The following is a 19,314-nucleotide window of genomic DNA, read 5'->3' as shown; positions in this document are numbered from 1 at the left end:
TTTGTGGGAGCGAGCCTGCTCACGATTGCGGCGTGACAGCCACCCATTTTTCGAATGACACTGCGCCATCGCGAACCCGCTCGTTCCTACAAAAGGCGCTGCCGGCCCATGTACCCCTCGCTCACCGCTTTCCCACCTTGCGACCTCGATACCCTGTTGCGCAGCCTGCAACCCATCGCCACGCTGCTCGACACCCTGTCGGACGTGGTGTTTTTCATCAAGGACAAGCAGGCCCGCTACGCCTTCGTCAACCAGACCCTGGCCCGACGCTGCGGCTTCAAGCACAGCGGCGACCTGCTGGGCCTCACCGCCGAGCAGGTATTTCCCGAGCGCTTCGGCCCGCTGTATACCGAACAGGATCGACGGGTCCTGGCAAGCGGTCGGGAACTGGCCGACCAACTCGAGCTGCACCTGTACTACGGCAACCAGCCGGTGTGGTGCCTGACTCACAAACTCGCCCTGTGCGACGCCGATGCACGGATCGTTGGCCTCGCCGGCATTTCCAGGGACTTGCAATTGCCCCGTTCCGCAGACCCGGCGTTCCAGAAGCTGGCGGCGGTCGACGCCCACATCAAACAGCACTTCGCCCGCCCGGTCAGCCTCGCTGAACTGACCGCTATCGCCGGGCTGTCGGTGGCGCAGCTGGAACGTCAGTGCAAACGCATCTTCCAGCTCACGCCCCGACAAATGATTCACAAAGCTCGACTGGAAGAAGCCTCGCGGCTGTTACTGGACAAACACCTGCCGATCACCGAAATCGCCCTGCGCTGCGGTTACACCGACCACAGCGCCTTCAGCCGTCAGTTCCGTGCGCTGACCAGCCTTTCACCGAGCCAGTTTCGCGAGAACCAGCGCCAGTAGCCTGTTCCCTTGCGGGGCATCGGCGGCGCACTTGCTCCTATCTGTAACACTGCGATGAAACAGGCTTGTTTGCTGCTGGGCTTCCGTTCGAAGTAGTCTCTTAACTATCAATGACTTAACCACAGCGAGCGGTAAAACACCGAACAGGCACGTTGATTGCTTCATTTAATATCGTATACGAAATCCTAACTACGATATTTCAACGCACCGATTCGACAGCGAGGCACTTATGAAGAACCCTGCATTGGCCGTAGCGTTAAGCGTTGTCCTGACTCCCCTGTTCATCTCCCCGGCACATGCCGACAAACTCGACGACATCATCGGCTCCGGCAAGCTGCGTTGCGCCGTGACCCTGGACTTTCCGCCCATGGGTTTTCGCGACGAAAGCAACAAGCCGGCGGGCTTCGACGTGGATTACTGCAACGACCTGGCGAAAGTGCTCGGCGTGGAGGCCGAAGTCGTGGAAACGCCGTTTCCCGACCGGATCCCGGCGCTCATTTCCGGTCGCGCCGACGTGATCGTCGCATCGACCTCCGACACCCTCGAACGGGCCAAGACCGTCGGCCTCACCGTGCCCTACTTCGCTTTCCAGATGGTGGTGCTGACCCGCGACAACACCGGCATCAACAGCTTCGCCGACCTCAAGGGCAAGGCCCTGGGCAATACCAGCGGTACCTACGAAGCCATCGCCCTGGAAAAAGACCAGAAAAGCTGGGGCAGCGGCAGCTTCCGGGCCTATCAGTCGCAGAACGACACGTTGCTGGCCGTCGCCCAGGGACACATCGATGCGACGGTGGTGACCAACACCGTGGCGGCCGCGACCATCAAATCCGGCAAGTACAAGAATCTTAAAATTGCCGGCGACGCCCCCTACGTCATCGACTACGTCTCCCTCGGTGCCAAGCGCAGCGAGTACGGCCTGATCAACTACCTCAATCTCTTCATCAACCAGCAGGTACGCACCGGCCGCTACAAGGAGCTGTTCACCAAATGGGTTGGCACCGACATTGCGCCGACCAACCTGACCGTTCCTCAGGTCTACTACTGAGGATCGGGACATGCCAAGCACGCCTGTCCGCGTCGAAGGTCGCTGTCTGGTGGAGGGAGCCGCCCAGGGCACCCTGCTCTTCGCCGATGTGAGCCTGAGTTTCTGGGGTGGTGTGGACCCGGCCACCGGCGAGGTGATCGACCGCCACCATCCGCTGAGCGGTGAACGCCTGGGCGGGCGCGTATTGGCGATTCCCGGTGGGCGCGGCTCCTGTACCGGCAGCAGCGTGATGATGGAACTGATCAGCAACGGTCACGCGCCCGCCGCCCTGGTGCTGGCCGAAGCCGACGAGATCCTGACCCTGGGCGTGCTCGTGGCAGAAGTGATCTTCCAGCGTACCCTGCCGGTCGTGTGCGTCGGTCGCGAGGCGTTCGATCGATTGCGGGGCCAGGGCTTCGCGCGCATCGAAGGGAACGGTGTGACCTTGTCCGGACGCCGTCCCAACGATGGCTGGCAAAGCAGGCAGGCTGCCCTGCCATCATCTGCGCCGTCGAGTGTTCAGCTTACCGGGCAGGATCGGGCATTGCTCGACGGGGCGCATGGCAAGGCTGCCCAGGTGGCGATGCAGATCGTATTGCGCATGGCCGCCATCCAGGGTGCGGAACAACTGCTGGACGTGACCCAGGCGCATATCGACGGCTGTATCTACACCGGTCCGGCCAGCCTGCGTTTTGCCGAACAACTGGTGCAATGGGGGGCGAAGGTACGGGTACCCACCACCCTCAATGCCATTTCCGTGGACCAGCGTCGCTGGCGGGAACTGGGCGTCGACCCGCTTCTGGGCGAGCCGGCCAGCGCCTTGGGCGATGCCTATATGGCGATGGGCGCGCAGATGAGTTTCACCTGTGCGCCCTACCTGCTCGACACAGCCCCCAAGGCCGGCGAGCAAATCGTCTGGGCCGAATCCAATGCGGTGGTCTATGCCAACAGCGTACTCGGCGCACGCACCCAGAAATACCCGGACTTCCTCGACATCTGCATAGCATTGTGCGGACGCGCACCGTTGGCCGGTTGTCACCTGGACGCCCGGCGCAAGGCCGGATTGATCGTCGAGGTGCCGGTGTCGGGCGCCGTCGACGACAGTTTCTATCCGCTGCTGGGCTACCACGTCGGTCACCTGGCGGGCCGGAACATCCCGCTGATTCGCGGCCTGGAACACGCCGCCCCCAGCCAGGACGACCTGAAAGCCTTCGGTGCCGCGTTCGCTACCACCAGCGCCGCGCCGCTGTTCCACATCGCCGGGGTAACCCCGGAAGCCCTCGACCCGGATACGTGGGAGCCGGTTTTGCCGGTCAAAGCCGTCGATATCGCGGGCCTGCTTGCCAGTTGGCGCGAGTTGAACAATGCCCGGGACAACCACGTGGATGTGGTTTCCCTGGGTAACCCGCATTTTTCCCTCAGCGAGTTCGCGGCCCTGGCAAAGCTGTGCGCGGGTCGACATAAACATCCGCAAGTAATGCTGGCGATCACCTGCGGTCGAGCGGTACTGGAACAAGCCCGCGCCGGCGGCTATCTCGCGTCCCTCGAAGCCTTCGGCGCTACGCTGGTCACCGACACCTGCTGGTGCATGTTGGGCGAACCCGTGATCCCGCCACAGGCCACCACGTTGATGACCAACTCCGGCAAATTCGCCCATTACGCGCCGGGCCTGGTGGGCCGCGGTGTGCACTTTGCCAGCCTCGCCGAATGCGTCGAGGCGGCGTGCACCGGCACCACCAGCGGCCAGCCGCCGATGTGGTTGCGCCCTGTCAATCGTCCAGGAAACAGATCCCATGTTTGACTACAGCTTCCAGTGGCGCCCCGCCCTGCGCGCCCTGCCCGATATGCTGGCCGGGGCGTGGGTGACGTTCGAAACAGCGGCCCTGTCGATGATTTTCGGCGTGCTGATCGCCCTGGTGCTGACGGTCATGCGCCAGGCGCGCCACCCATTGCTACGCGGGGTGGGCAACAGCTGGGTTTCCATCGCCCGTAACACCCCCTCGCTGTTCCAGATCTACATCCTCTACTTCGGCCTCGGTTCCCTCGGGTTGCACGTCAGTTCATGGCTCGCGCTGCTGGCCGGGATCACCTTCAACAACGCCGGCTATCTGGCGGAGAATTTTCGCGGCGGCCTCAAGGCCGTGCCCGGCACACAGATGCGCGCGGCGCGTTCCCTGGGGATGAGTGCGTTCCAGGCCTACCGGATGATCATCGTCCCGCAGCTGTTGCGCATCGTCTTCTATCCCTTGACCAACCAGATGGTCTGGGCGGTGTTGATGACGTCGCTGGGGGTGGTGGTCGGCCTGAACAACGACCTCACCGGCGTGACCCAGGAATACAACGTCAAGACGTTCCGTACCTTCGAATATTTCGCCCTCGCGGCAGTGCTGTATTACCTGATCGCCAAATCGATCGTCGGACTGGCCCGGCTGCTGTCCTGGCGGCTCTTTCGCTATTGAAAGCATCGTTATTGAAGCATCCTTATCGAGGGCCCGTCATGTTTGCCACAAGCCTCACCGTCAACGACCTGCTGTTCCTGCTCGAAGGGGCCTGGGTCACGTTGCAACTGACCGCATGGTCGATCCTGCTGGGCAGCCTGGCCGGCCTGCTGTTCGGCCTGCTCCGGGCCCTGGCGCCAAGGGCCAGCCTGCCACTGGCCTGGGTGCTGGATGTGTTTCGCAGCGTGCCGCTGCTGATCCAGTTCGTGTTGTTCAACTCTTTCAAGAGCATTGCCGGGCTGAACCTCAGCGCCTTTGCGGTCGGCTGCATCGTGCTTGGAATCTACGCGGCGGCCTATTTCACCGAAATCGTCCGGGGCGGCGTGCTGGCGGTGCCCCTCGGCACGCGGCGCGCCAGTCGCTCCCTGGGCCTGAGTTATCTGCAGGACCTGCGCTTCATCGTCCTGCCGATTGCCACGCGGGTGGCCTTTCCCGGCTGGCTGAACCTGGTGCTCGGCGTAATGAAAGACACCGCCCTGGTGATGTGGATCGGCATCGTCGAACTGCTGCGCGCCTCGCAGACCATCGTCACGCGCATTCAAGAACCCCTGCTGGTGCTGTGCATCGCAGGCCTCATCTACTACGTCATGAGCCTGGTGGTCGCCCGCCTCGGCGCACGGTTGGAAAGAAGGTGGCAGGAAAATGATTGAAATCGAAAACGTGCACAAATCCTTCGGTGATCTGGAGGTGGTCAAGGGCGTGAGCCTGACGGTGGACAAGGGCGAAGTGGTGTCGATCATCGGCGGCTCGGGCTCCGGCAAATCGACGCTGCTGATGTGCATCAACGGCCTGGAGCCGATCCAGAAAGGCAGCATCCGCGTCGACGGCATCGAAGTCCATGACCGCGCCACCGACCTCAATCACTTGCGGCAGAAGATCGGCATTGTCTTCCAGCAATGGAACGCCTTCCCTCACTTGACCGTGCTGGAGAACGTGATGCTGGCACCGCGCAAAGTGCTGGGCAAGAGCAAGCAGGACGCCGAAGCCCTGGCGGTGCGTCAGCTCGAACACGTTGGCCTGGGCGACAAGCTCAAGGCGTTTCCCGGCAAACTTTCCGGGGGCCAGCAACAACGCATGGCCATCGCCCGGGCCCTGGCAATGTCGCCGGACTACATGCTGTTCGACGAAGCCACCTCGGCCCTGGACCCGCAACTGGTGGGCGAAGTGCTGGACACCATGCGCATGCTTGCCGAAGACGGCATGACCATGGTGCTGGTGACCCACGAGATTCGCTTTGCCCGCGATGTGTCCGACCGGGTGGCGTTCTTTTGCAATGGCCGGGTGCATGAGATCGGGCCGCCGGAGCAGGTCATCGGCAACCCGATGCAGCCGGAGACAGCGGCGTTTCTCAGGTCAGTGAAATAGCCCGATAGCCCTTTCGCGAGCAAGCCCGCTCCCACAGGGGATCTGTATGCACCGCGCCCCCCTGTGGGAGCGGGCTTGCTCGCGAAGAGGCCCGAACAAACAACAAGGATCACCCCATGCGCTCATCAAAGATCATCCATGTAGTCAGCTGCCACGCCGAAGGCGAAGTCGGTGATGTCATCGTCGGCGGCGTCGCCCCACCGCCCGGCGACACGGTGTGGGAGCAGTCGCGCTGGATCGCCCGGGACCAGACCCTGCGCAACTTCGTACTCAACGAACCCCGTGGCGGGGTGTTCCGCCATGTGAACCTGCTGGTACCGGCCAAGGACCCACGGGCGCAGATGGCCTGGATCATCATGGAGCCGGCTGACACGCCGCCGATGTCCGGTTCCAACTCCCTGTGCGTCGCCACCGTGCTGCTGGACAGCGGCATCCTGCCCATGACCGAACCCCGGACGCACCTGGTGCTCGAAGCGCCGGGGGGCCTGATCGAAGCGTTCGCCGATTGCCACGACGGCAAAGTGCAACGGGTAGAAGTCAAAAACGTGCCCTCCTTCGCCGACCGCCTCGATGCCTGGATCGAAGTCGAGGGCCTGGGGTCGTTGCGGGTGGACACGGCCTACGGCGGCGACAGCTTCGTCATTGCCGACGCTCAGGACCTGGGCTTCGCCATTCGCCCCGACGAAGCGGCCGACCTGGTGGCCACCGGCATGAAGATCACCCGGGCCGCCAATGAACAGCTGGGTTTCGTGCATCCGCTGAATCCCGAGTGGTCGCATATCTCGTTCTGCCAGATCGCCGCGCCCATCGTTCATGAGGCCGGTATCGCCACGGGCGCCAATGCCGTGGTGATCCGGCCCGGCAAGATCGACCGCTCGCCCACCGGCACCGGCTGCTCGGCACGCATGGCGGTGCTGCAGGCCAAAGGGAAGATGCAGGTAGGAGATCGTTTTATCGGACGCTCGATCATCGGCTCCGAATTCCACTGTCGTATCGATTCGCTGACCGACGTGGCCGGACGCCCGGCGATCTACCCGTGCATCGCCGGCCGGGCGTGGATCACCGGAACTCACCAACTGCTGCTGGATCCCCAAGACCCGTGGCCGCAAGGCTATCGGTTGTCGGACACCTGGCCTGGGGCCTGATTTTGAACTGGCATCGCCCTGTGTGAGCAAACTTTGCTCCCACACATCACAAACCATTAGCAATCGGAGACAATCCATGAGCAAACGCATCAACTGGAGCGGCGTATTCCCTGCCGTCACGACCCAATTCAACGACGATTTTTCCATCAACCTGGAAAAAACCCACCAGGTGATTTCCAACGTCATCCGTGACGGCGTGTCGGGCCTGGTGGTCTGTGGTTCGGTGGGGGAAAACACCTCCTTGAGCGCCGAGGAAAAAATCGCCGTGACCGAAGTGGCGGTGGACGCCTCCCGTGGCCGGGTGCCGGTGATCTGCGGCGTGGCCGAGTTCACCAGCGTGCAAGCTGCCAAGGTCGCCAATGCCGTGCGCAAGGTCGGTGTCGACGGTGTGATGTTGATGCCGGCCCTGGTCTATGGCTCCAAGCCGTTCGAAACCGCCGAGCATTTCCGCTACGTGGCCCGGCACGCCGATGTACCGCTGATGGTCTACAACAACCCGCCGATCTACAAAAACGACGTGACCCCGGACATCCTGATATCCCTGGCCGATTGCGACAACGTGGTGTGCTTCAAGGATTCGTCCGGCGACACCCGGCGCTTCATCGACGTGCGCAACGAAGTGGGTGACCGTTTCGTGTTGTTCGCCGGGCTCGACGACGTGGTGCTCGAAAGCCTCGCCGTCGGCGCCGAGGGCTGGGTGTCGGGCATGTCCAATGTGTTCCCGAAGGAAGGCGAAACCATCTTCCGCCTGGCCCGCGCCGGGCGCTTCGCCGAAGCGATGCCGATCTACGAATGGCTGATGCCGATCCTGCACCTGGACGCCCGCGCGGACCTGGTGCAGTGCATCAAGCTGTGCGAAGCCATCGCCGGCCGCGGCAGCGCCCTCACCCGCCCACCGCGCCTGGCGTTGCCGGAAGAGGATCGGGTGTATGTGGAGCAGATCATGGCCAAGGCCATGGCCAATCGGCCGGCGTTGCCGGATGTGGGGCTTTAGGACCTTCCTCTAGAAATATGAAGGCCTGTGTGGGAGCGGGCTTGCTCGCGAAAGCGGTCTGTCTGGCAAGACTATGCTGTATGTGCCGCCGTCTTCGCGAGCAAGCCCGCTCCCACAAAATTTGTGGCGGCCATGACAGGGAGGCTCCCCATGAACTATTTCCTGGCCCAGGCTCTGAACAATCAATGGGCCAATCACAGGCTGCTCAGTGCCTGCGCGCAGTTGAGCGAGGCTGACTACGCCGCGCCGCGCACAGGGTTCTTCCCGTCCATCCAAGCCACGCTTTGCCACATCCTGGAAGTGGACCGCTATTACCTCACCGCCCTGGAAGGCGACCGGGACGGCCAGATAAAGGATTTCTCCGAGACCCTGGCCTTTGCCCCACTGGTGCATCAGCAGACCCAAACCGATCAGCGGCTGGTGGCGCTCTGCGAAGCCCTGCGGCAAACAGACCTCGCCCGCTGCGTCGACCTGGTGCGGGCCGACGGCGTCGTGCGCGAACGAATCGACCGGCTGCTGTTGCACCTGTTCGAACATCAGATCCATCATCGTGGGCAGGTCCACACCATGCTCAGCGCCACCCACGTCGAGCCGCCGCAACTCGATGAGTTCTTTCTCGATTGCGACCGCCCCTTGCGCAACGACGAGGAACAGCGGCTTCAACTCGATGAACGGCGGGTCTGGCGCGAATATTTGCCTGGTTGAACCGCCCCCAAAAGGAGATCTTGCCATGAACGTTACCCTGCGTTGCATAGGTTTGGCATCGATGCTGACGGCCACGGCAGCACTCGCTCACCACGGCTGGAGCGAATACGACGCCAGCAACCCCTTGGAACTCGACGGCACCATCAAGGAAGCCGGTTACTCCCATCCCCACGGCTACGTGCGCCTGCAAACCACCGACAAAACCTGGACCGTCGTGCTGGCCCCGCCGTCACGCATGGAGAATCGGGGCCTGACCAAAGACATGCTCAAAGCAGGTAACCGGGCCACCGTAGTCGGCTATGCAAACCGCAACAAACCCGATGAATTGCGCGCCGAACGCATCACCATCGGCGACAAGACCACCGAGTTGCGCTGATGCAGGCCTCCCAGGCTGGCGCGCCCCAAGGCTGGATGGACCAACTGGGGGATTCATCCCTGGCGCTGGCCATGCGCAGCGAGCTGTGGCTCTACCCGCTGGTGGAAGTCGTGCACATCATTGGCTTTTCGGTGCTGGTGGGCGCGGTGGTGATGTTCGACCTGCGCATCCTGGGGCTGTCCAAGGGCATCGCCGTGACCGCCCTGGCCCGTCATCTGCTGACCTGGGCCCTTGCGGCCCTGCTGCTGATCGTGCCTGCCGGGCTGATGATGTTCAGCGCGCACCCCCATGACTTTGCCGGCAACGACGTCTTCGTCCTCAAACTGTGCCTGATCGCGACGGTGGGCCTCAACGCCCTGGTGTTCCACGTTGGAACCTACCGCGGCGTGCAGCAATGGAATATCGGCCACAAGGCGCCCGGCCTGGCCAGAATCCAGGCACTGCTGTCCATGGCGCTATGGTTCGCGGTTATCTGCTGTGGCCGGCTGCTGGCCTATACCTGAAAAAAAAGGCGATGGCCGCTTCGACCATCGCCAAATCGCCCACCTCAGGCGCGCTCAGATCCGTGCGGGCGACACAATGATCTTCACGTTGTGTTCCTTGTTGTTGACCAGTTCCTCGAAGCCCTGCCCGACGATCTGTTCCAGCTGGATACGTCCGGTCACCAGGGGCGAGATGTCCAGGCGCCCGTCGGCGATGAAGGCAATCACATCGGCGAACTCACCGTTGTAGGCCAGCGCGCCGAGCACCTGTTTCTCGGTGGAGACCAGTTCAAAGAAGTTGAATGAACTCGGCTCTTCGAAAATGCCCACCAGCACGCATTTGCCGGCCTTGCGGATCAGGTCGATGGCCACTTTGGCGGTGTGTTTGTTGCCGATGCATTCGAAGCTGACATCGGCACCCAGGCCGCCGGTCAGGCGCCGGACTTCGGCCAGGGCGTCGCACTCGTTCGGATCGATCACATGGCTGGCGCCGACTTCCAAGGCCTTGGCCTTGCGTGCGCTGGACATTTCCAGGGCAATCACCTGGGCCGCGCCGGCGGCCTTGGCGCACATGATGGTGCACAACCCGATAGTGCCGGCGCCCACCACCACAACGTTCTGGCCCAGCAGGCTGCCGGCCTTTTTTACCGCGTGCATGCCCACCGCCAACGGCTCGATCAACGCACCGGCCTCGGTCGGGAAACCGGCTGGCAACTTGTAGAGCAAATTGGCCGGGACATTGACCAGCTCGGCGAACGCACCGTTATTCATCAATCCGGTGAATGCCAGGTTTTCGCAAATGTTGTACAGCCCGTGGGTGCAGTAATAGCAGGTGCCACAATGCTGGCAGGCGTCGGCCGCCACCGGCTCGCCGACACTGAAGCCCTCGACACCGGCACCCAGCTCGACGATTTCACCGCAAAATTCATGACCGAGGATGCACTGGCCCTTGATACCGGTCAGCGGGTGCGGCGCGTCTACCGGAATGAATACCGGTCCGGCCACGTACTCGTGCAGATCGGAACCGCAGATGCCGCACCATTGCACGCGGATCTGCACCCAGCCGGCGGGCGGCGATACAGGCAATGGCACATCCTCGACGCGGATGTCGTTGCGACCGTGCCAGACAGCGGCGCGCATGCTGCGGGTAGGTATGGTTGAAACGTTCATGACGTTGCCTCCAGAAAGCTTGGGGCGACGACCCGGTCGTCGCCCGATCGATCAGTTCTCTTGAATGAACTCGAGAATCAGCCGGTTGACCTGCTCGGCCGCTTCCATTTGCACCATGTGGCCCTGGCCCGGTAGCACCTCGACCCGTGCCGCCAGCCCTTGACTGTGAGTCGCCGGGATGATGGCGTCGTCACTGCCCCAGATCACCAGCGTCGGCACGTGGCCGGCCTGGACCACTTCGCGCAAGTCCATCTGCTGGCGCCCCTCGGCAAACAGCGTCGCCGACAGCTGGCGCAGCGCGGCGTCCACGCCCTCCAGGCGCTTGTACTTGAGCATGTCGTCGAGCATCTGGCGGTTGACCAGCTCGGCATTGGAGAACAACTGCACCAGTTGCGGCTTGAGGGCGTTGCGATTGGCGGCGTCGACAAAACCTTGCAGATAACTGCCGTTGATCTCCTGGCCCAGGCCGGCGCTGCCGATCAGCGTCAAAGAACGCACCCGCTGGGGCATCAGGCGCGCGGTGTTCAAGGAAACGGCGCCCCCCATGGAATGCCCCACCAGGTGTGCGACGTTGATGTCCAGATAATCGAGCAGGCTCAGCACCACCGAGCTCAGTTCATCCAGGTCCCCGCGCTGCAAGGCTTTGCCAGACTCGCCGTGCCCCGGCAGGTCCAGGGCGATGACCCGCCGTCCAGCCGCCAGCGCTTCGTGGTTGAACAGCCAGTTGTTCAGATCACCACCGAAGCCGTGCACCAGCACCAGCGGCGTGCCGCCTTCGCCGCGCTCGAAATAGCGGATCACCCGGCCGTCCAGTTCGATTTTTTGTGGCTTCGGTCCGCTGTCTTCATCGGCGGCATCGCCCGGCACGAAGTTGGACTGGAACTGCTCGATGACCGCATCGATCTCGGCGTCGCTGGCCTCGCCTTCCACGACGATGCCGAGCAAGGCGCCGACCGCCAGGGTTTCGTCCTGGCGAGCGACCTGCCGGCGCAATACGCCGGAAAATGGCGCTTCGACGCTGCTGGAAATCTTGTCGGTTTCCACGTCCATCACTTCATCGCCCTTGGCAATGGCCTGGCCCTCTTCCTTGAGCCAGGCATCGACCCGGCCTTCGGTCATCGACAGGCCCCACTTGGGCATCGTCAGGGTATGAATCCGGCTCATCAGCGCTTACTCCATTCGATCAGTTTGAGCACGGCGCTTTCGATCTTCGCCGCGTCGGGGATGTACAAGTCCTCCAGGGAGTCGGAGAACGGCACCGGCGTATGGGGTGCGGTGACCATTTCAATCGGCGCCTTGAGCGCGCCGAAGGCTTTTTGCGCCACCAGCGCCGAGACATCGGTGGCCATGGAACAACGCGGGTTGGCTTCGTCGATCACCACCAGGCGCCCGGTTTTCTCCACGCTCTCAAGGATGCTGTCCTCGTCCATGGGGCTGGTGGTGCGCAGGTCGATGACTTCGCAATCGATGCCCCGCCCGGCCAGGTTGCGGGCCGCGTCCAGGGCGATATTGACCGTACGGCCATAGGACACGAGGGTCACATCCTTGCCATCGCGCAGGAAATTCGCTTCGCCAAAGGGGATGGTGTACAGCTCTTCGGGCACCTCGCCCTGCATGCCGTACAGCAACTTGTGCTCGCAGAAGATCACCGGGTCGTTGTCGCGAATCGCCTGGATCAACAGGCCCTTGGCATCGTAGGGCGATGACGGGCACACCACTTTCAACCCCGGAATGTGCGTCCACAGCGACGTCAGCATCTGTGAATGCTGGGCCGCTGCGCGCAGACCGGCGCCGACCATGGTGCGAATCACCAGCGGCGTGACGGCCTTGCCGCCGAACATGTAGCGAAACTTCGCCGCCTGGTTGAGGATCTGGTCCAGGCAGCAGCCGGCAAAGTCGACGAACATCAGTTCGCACACCGGACGCACGCCGCACGCCGCGGCACCGACCGCGGCACCGACGTAACCGATCTCCGACAACGGCGTGTCCAGCACACGACCGGGAAACTGATCGTAAAGGCCCTTGGTGACACCGAGCACACCGCCCCAGGCATCGTTTTCACCGGGCGCGCCGGCGCCACCGGCCACATCTTCGCCCATGATGAACACGCTGGCGTCGCGGCGCATTTCCTGGGCCAGGGCCTCGTTGATTGCCTGCTGATAGCTGATTTTTCTCGCCATGATGGGATTCTCTGTTCTTGTTTTAAGGGAGGCGTTCAGGGATAGGAGACGTAGACGTCGGTGAGCAGGTCCGCCGCCGCGGGCTTGGGATCGGACTTGGCCTTGTACACTGCGTTTTCGATCAGCAGCTCCACTTCCTTGTCGATCTGGTCCAACTGCTCGGCCGCCAGCAGTCCGGCCCGGGTGGTGCGCTCGCGGAACTGCATCAAGCAGTCCTGATGCTCGCGAAAGTGCTTGACCTCGTCGGGTGCCCGATAAGTCTGGGCATCGCCCTCGAAGTGGCCGTAGTAACGAGTCAGCTTGACCTCGATCAGCGACGGCCCTTCCCCGGCCCGGGCACGCTCGATGGCGGCCCCGGCGGCTTCGTGCACGGCGAAGAAGTCAAAGCCATCCACCGTCACCCCCGGCATGCCGAACCCGGCGGCCCGGTCGGCGATGTGATCGCAGGCCACCGACCAGTTGGAGGCAGTGGCTTCGGCGTAGCCGTTGTTTTCAGCGACGAACAGGCACGGCAGGTTCCACACCGAGGCCATGTTCATGGCTTCGAACACAGCCCCCTCGTTGGAACCGCCGTCACCGAAAAACACCACGGCGACGCTGTCGGTGCCCTTGAGCCGTGCCGCCAGCGCGGCGCCTACCACCAACGGCGCACCGGCTCCGACAATGCCGTTGGCGCCGAGCATGCCTTTTTCGAAATCGGCGATGTGCATCGAGCCGCCCTTGCCCTGGCAGACCCCGGTCTTTTTGCCGTAGATCTCGGCCATCATCCCGTAGACATCCACGCCCTTGGCAATGCAATGACCATGACCACGGTGGTTGGAGGCAATGCAATCGTCATCGCCCAAGTGGGCCATGACTCCGGCGGCGGACGCTTCTTCGCCAGCGTACAAGTGGACGAAGCCGGGGATCTCGCCCGTGGCGAATTCCACGTGCAGGCGTTCTTCGAAGGCACGGATGGTGCGCATCACCCGGTAGGCGTGCAGCAATTGATCGTGGGTAAGCGATGTCGACATTTTTATTCTCCGAGGGTGTCTTGAAGGCTGTATTGAAGGTTCAGGGGGTGTTGCGGATGTTCGCGGCCGATGGCCAGCAGCCGGTGCTGCGCGGCGTAGGCCAGCACAGCGTTGACATCGATGCTCAGCGGTCCGCCGGCATCGAGGGTGATCGTGGGTCGGTCGTTGGCGTTGAATTCGATTTCCCGCTCGCCATCCAGCGCCAGGGTGCCACTGGACAACGCCAGACCATGGGCGACACCCGGCTCCAGCGGACCGGCAGCAAGCACGCCGCAGCCTTGCAGCAGACCGGGGGCCAGGGGCACCAACAGTGCTTCGGTTGACTGCGGGTCCAGGCGCATCCAGGCGCCGCCCGGAGCCTGGCGGGAAACCGGGAACCACAAACCGCACAACGCCGACAAGCCAATGGCTTGCGGTTCGGCAAAGGTCACGAAGACTTCCGCCAGGTCCTGTGCCCGGCTGATGGCCCGGGCGCCGACAAAACGCAGCGGCGACACGGCCACATCCACCAGGGCGATTTCCCGCAGGCCGCGACCGGCTTCGCACACCAGCAAGCGCTTGTTGCGCCGCAGGGCAATCTGCGACGGCACCCGGCCGCTGGCGTACAAGCCACCGGCCAGTGCGGCACTGGTGGCTTCGCGCAGTTCGGGAAAGGCATTGTTGGTGCCAGTGGAAAGGGTCAGCAGCGGGGTGTCCCCCACTTCGGCGGCCACGGCCTTGTGGGTACCGTCGCCGCCGAGCACGGCGATCAACGAAACCTCGCGCTCAGCCATCAGGCGTGCGGCTCGGCGGGTGTCGTCCACCGTCTGGCGCAGGGTAAGGTCAAGGAACTCCAGGGCCGGCCAGTGGCTGCCGCGGGCTTGTCGGCTGTGGCTGTTCTTCAGGACGGCGGCGGCGATGCCGGTCATGTCGGTGGGCATCAGTACCTGCTCGATGCCGGTGGCCCCGAAGGCTGCCAGCAAGCGCTGGATGACCGATACCTTGTCGGTGCTGGAAAACAGCCCGGCGTTCGCCGTCAGGCGGCGCACGTCGCGACCCGATGCGGGATTGGCGATGATGCCGACGGTCAGTGGCGGCCGGTTCATGGCGCCACCCTGGATTGGGCCGCAGAATGGCCTGGGCAGAAAGTCATGGACACCTCGTTGTTATTATTGGAAGCCCGTCCAGCGGGTCGAGGGGGATAGAGCAAGGGGGGTGCCAAATGCAGCGACTATCGCTGAAAGACGCATGCCAGAGCGGTTTCCACGGCCTTTAAGCAACAACGAAACCCGTCCTCGTGAGACGCGACATGTCAGCCTGCACGGACTCGCGATGAGACGGTGAGACGTAGCGTCTCAGCGGGGTTCCACCTCCCGCCGTGCTTGTCTACGCTTGGCTAACGGCGCTTAATGCACCTACAACGACAAGAAGCTGAACCGGAGGCCCCTATGCTTTCCGCTCACTCCCGGGCGCATGTGGATTGCGTCAGCCGCGTGGTGAAGAACGCGGAGCGCTTGCCGCAAAGGCCCGTGCCGGACCTGATCCTCGACTCCTGGCGCCGCTCCATGGAGCAGCACCACCTCGACCCCGGATCCCTACAGGGACCGCGCATCCTGTCCGAGGCCGTGCTCAGGCAATGCCGCGAGCGTTCCGAGCTGTTTCTCAACATCGCCAGCGAGGAAGTCGCCCGTCTCCACGGTCGGGTGCGCGACGCCGACTACTGTGTGCTGTTGACCGATGCCCAAGGCCGGACCATCGACTACCGGGTGGAAACCACGATCCGCAATGACTGCCGCAAGGCGGGCCTGTACCTGGGTACCTGCTGGTCGGAGGGCGAAGAAGGCACCTGTGGCGTCGCCGCCGTGCTCACGGCCAAGGCCCCGGTGACGGTGCATAAGCGCGACCATTTTCGCGCGGCCTTCATTGGCCTGACGTGTTCTGCCGCGCCGGTCTTCGATCCGCACGGGGATCTGCTCGGCGTGTTGGACGTGTCGGCGGTGCGCTCTCCAGACGATCGGCGCTCGCAGCATCTGATCCGGCAGATGGTGGTGCAGAGCGCCCGGGAAATCGAACAGGCGTTTTTCATGAGCAGCGCCCAGGGTTATTGGGTGCTGCGAGCCCATCGCAACGCGGGCTACGTCGACAGCCAGCCCGATTTTCTGTTCGCCTGGGACGACGATGGCTGCCTGCAGGCCCTCAACCCGGCGGCCCGCCAGTACCTGTTGCAGCACTATGGCCAGTTACCGCGACACATCGGTCAGGTCTTCGATCAGGAGCAATTGCACCGTGCTCGCGACGAAAGTCTTTACCCGCTCGCCCATGGCCTGCATGGCCGCTTGAGCGCGCCCCGCCACCGGGCCGGCCCGCGACCACGGGTGGCAGTGGCCGCCATCGAGCTGGACTCACGACTGGCCGATAGCCTGCGCCTGGCCGTGCGAGTCAAGGACCGCAACCTGCCGGTGTTGATCCAGGGCGAGACCGGCTCCGGCAAAGAGGTGTTCGCCCGCCAATTGCACCAGACCAGCCAGCGGCGCGACCGGCCCTTCGTGGCGCTGAATTGCGCGGCGATACCCGAAAGCCTGATCGAAAGCGAGCTGTTCGGCTACGTTGCCGGAGCCTTCACCGGGGCTTCGGCCAAAGGGATGCAGGGCCTGTTGCAACAGGCTGACGGTGGCACGCTGTTCCTCGACGAGATCGGTGATATGCCGCTGACGTTGCAGACCCGCCTGTTGCGGGTCCTGGCCGAAGGCGAAGTGGCGCCCCTGGGGGCCTCACGCCGCAAGGCCGTGGACATCCAGGTGATCTGTGCCACCCACCGCGACCTGGAAACCCTGGTAGCCGCCGGCGAGTTTCGCGAAGACCTGTATTTCCGCCTGGGAGGCGCCCGCTTCCAGTTGCCGCCGTTACGCGAACGCACGGACCGGCTGGCGCTGATCAACCGCATTCTCGAAGAGGAATCGACGCCGTGCGGCGGCTCGGTGCAATTGAGTGGCGCGGCGTTGGAATGCCTGCTCGGTTATCACTGGCCGGGCAATATTCGCCAGTTGCGCCACGTACTGCGCTATGCCTGCGCGGTGTGCGAGACGGGCGTGATCCAGGTCGGCCACCTGCCCGAATCGCTGCGCAACGCAGATACCACGACCGACACGCCGGAGCCGGTCGCCTGCCCGGAACGTCAGGCGCTGCTCGATGCACTGGTGCGTCACCGCTGGAAACCTGCCGCTGCCGCCCAGGCCCTGGGCATCTCCCGGGCGACGCTGTATCGACGGGTGCGTCAGCATGGTATCCAGATGCCCGGCAGGCGCCCGGTATGAAACCCATCCTTAGCGTTGCGCCAGCTCGTGACGGACGCATTGTTCATAGTAGGTTTGCTTGATCGCTGCCGGTTTGAGACGTGAGGCACTGTTATAGGTTTGTTCGGTAATGCCCAAGGCCGTCATGCGCATCCAGGGTCTGGGAAACTTGCGTACCTGCAGTTTCTTCCGGGCGCCGTAGAGACTCACCCCGGCCAACTTCGAGGCCTGGGCACCCGCGGCGATATCCGAACCCCAGCGGCAGACCGATTGCTGGTTCTGCGTCAGCGCCCTGGCCTGGGCCTCGCACGTAACGGCCACCACCAGGAATGTCGTTACGACCCACATAGAGATACGCATAGGTTTGTCGTCCAACTTCATGAAATAAAAGAAGTTTGACGACGTTTAAAGGAGCAAGGGGCCAGCACTGACGCTCGGTCCCCTCGGCACAAATTTGTGCATTATTGCCCCTTGGGTTGATGGGGTCCGGCGGAATCCGCCTTCGCCTCCTGCAACAACTGCTGGATCACCTGTTCCTGTTCGCCATACCGCCCCTCGCCAAAATGGCTGTAGCGCACCTGCCCCTTGGCATCGATGAAGTAATGGGCTGGCCAGTACTGGTTGTCGAAGGCGCGCCAGATCGCATACTGATTGTCGATGGCCACCGGATAATGGATGTTCAGCTTGCGAACTTGCTCGCGCACGTTGTCGATGATTTTCTCGTAGCCGTATTCCGGCGTATGTACACCAATGACCACCAACCCATCCTTCTCATATTTCCTGGCCCAATCGTTCACGTAGGGCAGCGTGTGCTGGCAATTGATGCAGTCATAGGTCCAGAAATCCACCAGCACCACCTTGCCCCGCAAGGACTCGCTGTTCAGCGGTGGCGAATTCAGCCATTGCACCGCCCCCTCCAGCGAAGGCATGGCGCCTTGAGAGGCCAGGGTTGGCATCGATGCGGCGCCGGCTTTGCTGACGACGTAATCGATTGCCTTGGGGACATTTTCCAGCAAGCCTTGCTCCAGTGTTGCCGCCCCTTGGGACGAGGTACTTGCCAGCAAGCGATCATCGGCTCCCGTGCCGATCGCCACGGCGGCCAGCAGCACAACGGCACCAGTGCCGCGGCGCAACCAGGTCGTGATCGGCAACGAAAGCTTGAGCCGGCCCATCAACCCGCGCCCGGCCAGGATCAACGTCCCCAGCGACAAGGCGCTGCCCAGGCCATAGGCAAGCAACAGCAGGCTCGTTTCGGCGCTCGCGCCTTGCAACATGGCGCCGGTCAGGATCACCCCGAGTATCGGACCGGCGCAGGGTGCCCAGAGCAACCCGGTCGCGACGCCGATCAACACCGACGCCAGCGGCCCGGCCATCCGCCCTGCTCCCGCATCGATACGGTTGCCCAGGCTCACCAGTGGTCGTGCCAGCCAGGTGCCGACCCGACTGAACATCAACGACAGGGCAAACAGCACCATCACGCCCAGCGCGACCTGCCGGCCGATACTGCTGGCACGCAGAACCCATTCGCTGCTGGCCACCGCCAGGCTGGACACCAGGGCAAATGTCAGCACCATGCCGGCAAGCGTCAGCAGCACCGAACGAGGGGAACGATCGGCCCGGGCGAACAGAAACGGCACCACGGGGAGAATGCAGGGGCTGAGGATCGTCAGGATCCCGCCCAGGAAAGCGATCAGTAGCATGGCACACCTCAAAGGGAGACTGGCAGACTCGTAAAGCCAGAGAACGGTCTATCTCAACAACGATAACTATTTAAATACAATGAGTTATCCGATATTTATGAGATTCTGGATTCAATTGTCTTCATGGCAGTTATCTGAAAACTTGCGGTAATCCAGTGCCTGCTCGTGTCCTGCCGAGTCCAGATAGGTCATGCGCGCATTCACCACTCCGCAAGCCGGATTGGCGTCTTCGCTGATGGATAGCACCTTCTGAATATCCAGGTGGGTGCCGTAGCTATAGGTTTGCGCCTGGACATTACTTTCGGCCCGGGCCGACAGGGTGCAGATGTTCAGCGCGGCGAAAAGGCAAGTGGCGTAGATGGCTTTGGTGTTCATGGCGCGGTCCTCGATTCATTCAATGGTCTGGTTTTCTGTCGAGGCCCCAGGCTCTGTCTGAAAAGCCTAGGGTTGCCTCGTTGGAAGCCATTGAATGCCCTTGAGGTATCGCGGCTGTATCGAACCCGTCGGCTTTTTGCATCGCTGTGTA

The 19,314-nt window shown here is 62.9% G+C and carries 20 protein-coding genes; 12 read left to right on the top strand and 8 right to left on the bottom strand.

What is annotated here, in order from left to right:
• Positions 1-108 precede the first annotated feature (108 nt).
• The 11 genes from AD666_RS09335 (at position 109) to AD666_RS09285 (ending at position 9,474) form a co-directional block, all read left to right on the top strand.
• Complete coding sequence (locus tag AD666_RS09335) at positions 109-861, top strand: AraC family transcriptional regulator (RefSeq protein ID WP_053150670.1); 753 nt, start codon at positions 109-111, stop codon at positions 859-861.
• Between the two features lie 229 nt (positions 862-1,090).
• Positions 1,091-1,909, top strand: coding sequence for a transporter substrate-binding domain-containing protein (locus AD666_RS09330; RefSeq protein WP_053150666.1), 819 nt, complete (start codon positions 1,091-1,093; stop codon positions 1,907-1,909).
• A gap of 10 nt (positions 1,910-1,919) precedes the next feature.
• The gene (locus AD666_RS09325) at positions 1,920-3,689 is read left to right on the top strand and encodes an aconitase X (protein WP_053150660.1); all 1,770 of its coding nucleotides are present in this window, start codon (positions 1,920-1,922) and stop codon (positions 3,687-3,689) included.
• A complete protein-coding gene (locus AD666_RS09320; protein WP_053150658.1) occupies positions 3,682-4,347 on the top strand; it encodes an amino acid ABC transporter permease in 666 nt (221 codons plus the stop codon). Before AD666_RS09325 ends, AD666_RS09320 begins: the two co-directional genes overlap by 8 nt.
• 38 nt (positions 4,348-4,385) lie before the next feature.
• Entirely contained in the window at positions 4,386-5,036 is a 651-nt protein-coding gene (locus tag AD666_RS09315; protein WP_053150655.1) for an amino acid ABC transporter permease, read from the top strand.
• On the top strand, positions 5,029-5,751 hold the full coding sequence (locus tag AD666_RS09310) for an amino acid ABC transporter ATP-binding protein (protein ID WP_053150652.1): 723 nt from the start codon (positions 5,029-5,031) through the stop codon (positions 5,749-5,751). The genes AD666_RS09315 and AD666_RS09310 overlap by 8 nt, the downstream gene beginning before the upstream one ends.
• A 116-nt stretch (positions 5,752-5,867) precedes the next feature.
• On the top strand, positions 5,868-6,896 hold the full coding sequence (locus AD666_RS09305) for a proline racemase family protein (RefSeq protein ID WP_053150650.1): 1,029 nt from the start codon (positions 5,868-5,870) through the stop codon (positions 6,894-6,896).
• A 76-nt stretch (positions 6,897-6,972) separates the two neighbouring features.
• Positions 6,973-7,890, top strand: coding sequence for a dihydrodipicolinate synthase family protein (locus AD666_RS09300; RefSeq protein WP_025213515.1), 918 nt, complete (start codon positions 6,973-6,975; stop codon positions 7,888-7,890).
• 150 nt (positions 7,891-8,040) lie between these two features.
• Entirely contained in the window at positions 8,041-8,595 is a 555-nt protein-coding gene (locus AD666_RS09295) for a DinB family protein (protein ID WP_053150647.1), read from the top strand.
• A 25-nt stretch (positions 8,596-8,620) separates the two neighbouring features.
• Positions 8,621-8,971 carry a DUF6152 family protein gene (locus AD666_RS09290; RefSeq protein WP_053150644.1) on the top strand — a complete coding sequence of 117 codons (351 nt, stop codon included), beginning with the start codon at positions 8,621-8,623 and terminating at the stop codon, positions 8,969-8,971.
• Complete coding sequence (locus tag AD666_RS09285; protein ID WP_053150641.1) at positions 8,971-9,474, top strand: DUF6644 family protein; 504 nt, start codon at positions 8,971-8,973, stop codon at positions 9,472-9,474. The genes AD666_RS09290 and AD666_RS09285 overlap by 1 nt, the downstream gene beginning before the upstream one ends.
• A gap of 54 nt (positions 9,475-9,528) precedes the next feature.
• On the opposite strand, the gene AD666_RS09280 is transcribed toward AD666_RS09285, so the two are convergent.
• The 5 genes from AD666_RS09280 to AD666_RS09260 all read right to left on the bottom strand — a co-directional run bounded on the left by AD666_RS09280 (position 9,529) and on the right by AD666_RS09260 (position 14,901).
• Positions 9,529-10,593 (bottom strand): 2,3-butanediol dehydrogenase, encoded by a 1,065-nt coding sequence (locus AD666_RS09280; protein ID WP_232775920.1) that lies wholly within the window; start codon positions 10,591-10,593, stop codon positions 9,529-9,531.
• Between the two features lie 81 nt (positions 10,594-10,674).
• On the bottom strand, positions 10,675-11,787 hold the full coding sequence (locus AD666_RS09275; protein ID WP_053150635.1) for an acetoin dehydrogenase dihydrolipoyllysine-residue acetyltransferase subunit: 1,113 nt from the start codon (positions 11,785-11,787) through the stop codon (positions 10,675-10,677).
• The gene (locus AD666_RS09270) at positions 11,787-12,803 is read right to left on the bottom strand and encodes an alpha-ketoacid dehydrogenase subunit beta (RefSeq protein WP_053150630.1); all 1,017 of its coding nucleotides are present in this window, start codon (positions 12,801-12,803) and stop codon (positions 11,787-11,789) included. Before AD666_RS09270 ends, AD666_RS09275 begins: the two co-directional genes overlap by 1 nt.
• A gap of 35 nt (positions 12,804-12,838) precedes the next feature.
• Positions 12,839-13,816, bottom strand: coding sequence for a thiamine pyrophosphate-dependent dehydrogenase E1 component subunit alpha (locus AD666_RS09265; RefSeq protein WP_053150627.1), 978 nt, complete (start codon positions 13,814-13,816; stop codon positions 12,839-12,841).
• Between the two features lie 2 nt (positions 13,817-13,818).
• The gene (locus AD666_RS09260) at positions 13,819-14,901 is read right to left on the bottom strand and encodes an ATP-NAD kinase family protein (RefSeq protein WP_053150625.1); all 1,083 of its coding nucleotides are present in this window, start codon (positions 14,899-14,901) and stop codon (positions 13,819-13,821) included.
• Between the two features lie 342 nt (positions 14,902-15,243).
• Here AD666_RS09260 and AD666_RS09255 point away from each other — a divergent pair, with 342 nt between their 5' ends.
• Positions 15,244-17,109 (top strand): sigma-54-dependent Fis family transcriptional regulator, encoded by a 1,866-nt coding sequence (locus AD666_RS09255; RefSeq protein ID WP_053150622.1) that lies wholly within the window; start codon positions 15,244-15,246, stop codon positions 17,107-17,109.
• A gap of 9 nt (positions 17,110-17,118) precedes the next feature.
• Here AD666_RS09255 and AD666_RS09250 read toward each other — a convergent pair whose 3' ends face one another.
• The 3 genes from AD666_RS09250 to AD666_RS09240 form a co-directional block, all read right to left on the bottom strand.
• Positions 17,119-17,448: a hypothetical protein gene (locus AD666_RS09250; RefSeq protein ID WP_053150620.1), complete on the bottom strand. Its 330-nt coding sequence runs from the start codon at positions 17,446-17,448 to the stop codon at positions 17,119-17,121.
• A 101-nt stretch (positions 17,449-17,549) separates the two neighbouring features.
• Positions 17,550-18,788: a cytochrome c biogenesis protein DipZ gene (locus AD666_RS09245; RefSeq protein WP_053150617.1), complete on the bottom strand. Its 1,239-nt coding sequence runs from the start codon at positions 18,786-18,788 to the stop codon at positions 17,550-17,552.
• Positions 18,789-18,899: 111 nt separating this feature from the next.
• Complete coding sequence (locus AD666_RS09240; RefSeq protein ID WP_053150614.1) at positions 18,900-19,163, bottom strand: DUF2790 domain-containing protein; 264 nt, start codon at positions 19,161-19,163, stop codon at positions 18,900-18,902.
• Positions 19,164-19,314 lie beyond the last annotated feature (151 nt).

It is taken from the genome of Pseudomonas sp. Pf153, assembly GCF_001269775.1.
Classification (GTDB): domain Bacteria; phylum Pseudomonadota; class Gammaproteobacteria; order Pseudomonadales; family Pseudomonadaceae; genus Aquipseudomonas; species Aquipseudomonas uvaldensis.
Note: the sequence above shows the minus strand (reverse complement) of the source record. Positions and strands in the feature narration are given on the sequence as shown.

Coding starts and splice junctions, on each gene's coding strand:
- AD666_RS09275 (WP_053150635.1), bottom strand. CDS start 11,787: ATGAGCCGGATTCATACCCTGACGATGCCCAAGTGGGGCCTGTCGATG.
- AD666_RS09295 (WP_053150647.1), top strand. CDS start 8,041: ATGAACTATTTCCTGGCCCAGGCTCTGAACAATCAATGGGCCAATCAC.
- AD666_RS09335 (WP_053150670.1), top strand. CDS start 109: ATGTACCCCTCGCTCACCGCTTTCCCACCTTGCGACCTCGATACCCTG.
- AD666_RS09305 (WP_053150650.1), top strand. CDS start 5,868: ATGCGCTCATCAAAGATCATCCATGTAGTCAGCTGCCACGCCGAAGGC.
- AD666_RS09330 (WP_053150666.1), top strand. CDS start 1,091: ATGAAGAACCCTGCATTGGCCGTAGCGTTAAGCGTTGTCCTGACTCCC.
- AD666_RS09320 (WP_053150658.1), top strand. CDS start 3,682: ATGTTTGACTACAGCTTCCAGTGGCGCCCCGCCCTGCGCGCCCTGCCC.
- AD666_RS09255 (WP_053150622.1), top strand. CDS start 15,244: ATGCTTTCCGCTCACTCCCGGGCGCATGTGGATTGCGTCAGCCGCGTG.
- AD666_RS09260 (WP_053150625.1), bottom strand. CDS start 14,901: ATGAACCGGCCGCCACTGACCGTCGGCATCATCGCCAATCCCGCATCG.
- AD666_RS09290 (WP_053150644.1), top strand. CDS start 8,621: ATGAACGTTACCCTGCGTTGCATAGGTTTGGCATCGATGCTGACGGCC.
- AD666_RS09280 (WP_232775920.1), bottom strand. CDS start 10,593: ATGCGCGCCGCTGTCTGGCACGGTCGCAACGACATCCGCGTCGAGGAT.
- AD666_RS09285 (WP_053150641.1), top strand. CDS start 8,971: ATGCAGGCCTCCCAGGCTGGCGCGCCCCAAGGCTGGATGGACCAACTG.
- AD666_RS09265 (WP_053150627.1), bottom strand. CDS start 13,816: ATGTCGACATCGCTTACCCACGATCAATTGCTGCACGCCTACCGGGTG.
- AD666_RS09315 (WP_053150655.1), top strand. CDS start 4,386: ATGTTTGCCACAAGCCTCACCGTCAACGACCTGCTGTTCCTGCTCGAA.
- AD666_RS09300 (WP_025213515.1), top strand. CDS start 6,973: ATGAGCAAACGCATCAACTGGAGCGGCGTATTCCCTGCCGTCACGACC.
- AD666_RS09250 (WP_053150620.1), bottom strand. CDS start 17,448: ATGCGTATCTCTATGTGGGTCGTAACGACATTCCTGGTGGTGGCCGTT.
- AD666_RS09310 (WP_053150652.1), top strand. CDS start 5,029: ATGATTGAAATCGAAAACGTGCACAAATCCTTCGGTGATCTGGAGGTG.
- AD666_RS09270 (WP_053150630.1), bottom strand. CDS start 12,803: ATGGCGAGAAAAATCAGCTATCAGCAGGCAATCAACGAGGCCCTGGCC.
- AD666_RS09325 (WP_053150660.1), top strand. CDS start 1,920: ATGCCAAGCACGCCTGTCCGCGTCGAAGGTCGCTGTCTGGTGGAGGGA.
- AD666_RS09240 (WP_053150614.1), bottom strand. CDS start 19,163: ATGAACACCAAAGCCATCTACGCCACTTGCCTTTTCGCCGCGCTGAAC.
- AD666_RS09245 (WP_053150617.1), bottom strand. CDS start 18,788: ATGCTACTGATCGCTTTCCTGGGCGGGATCCTGACGATCCTCAGCCCC.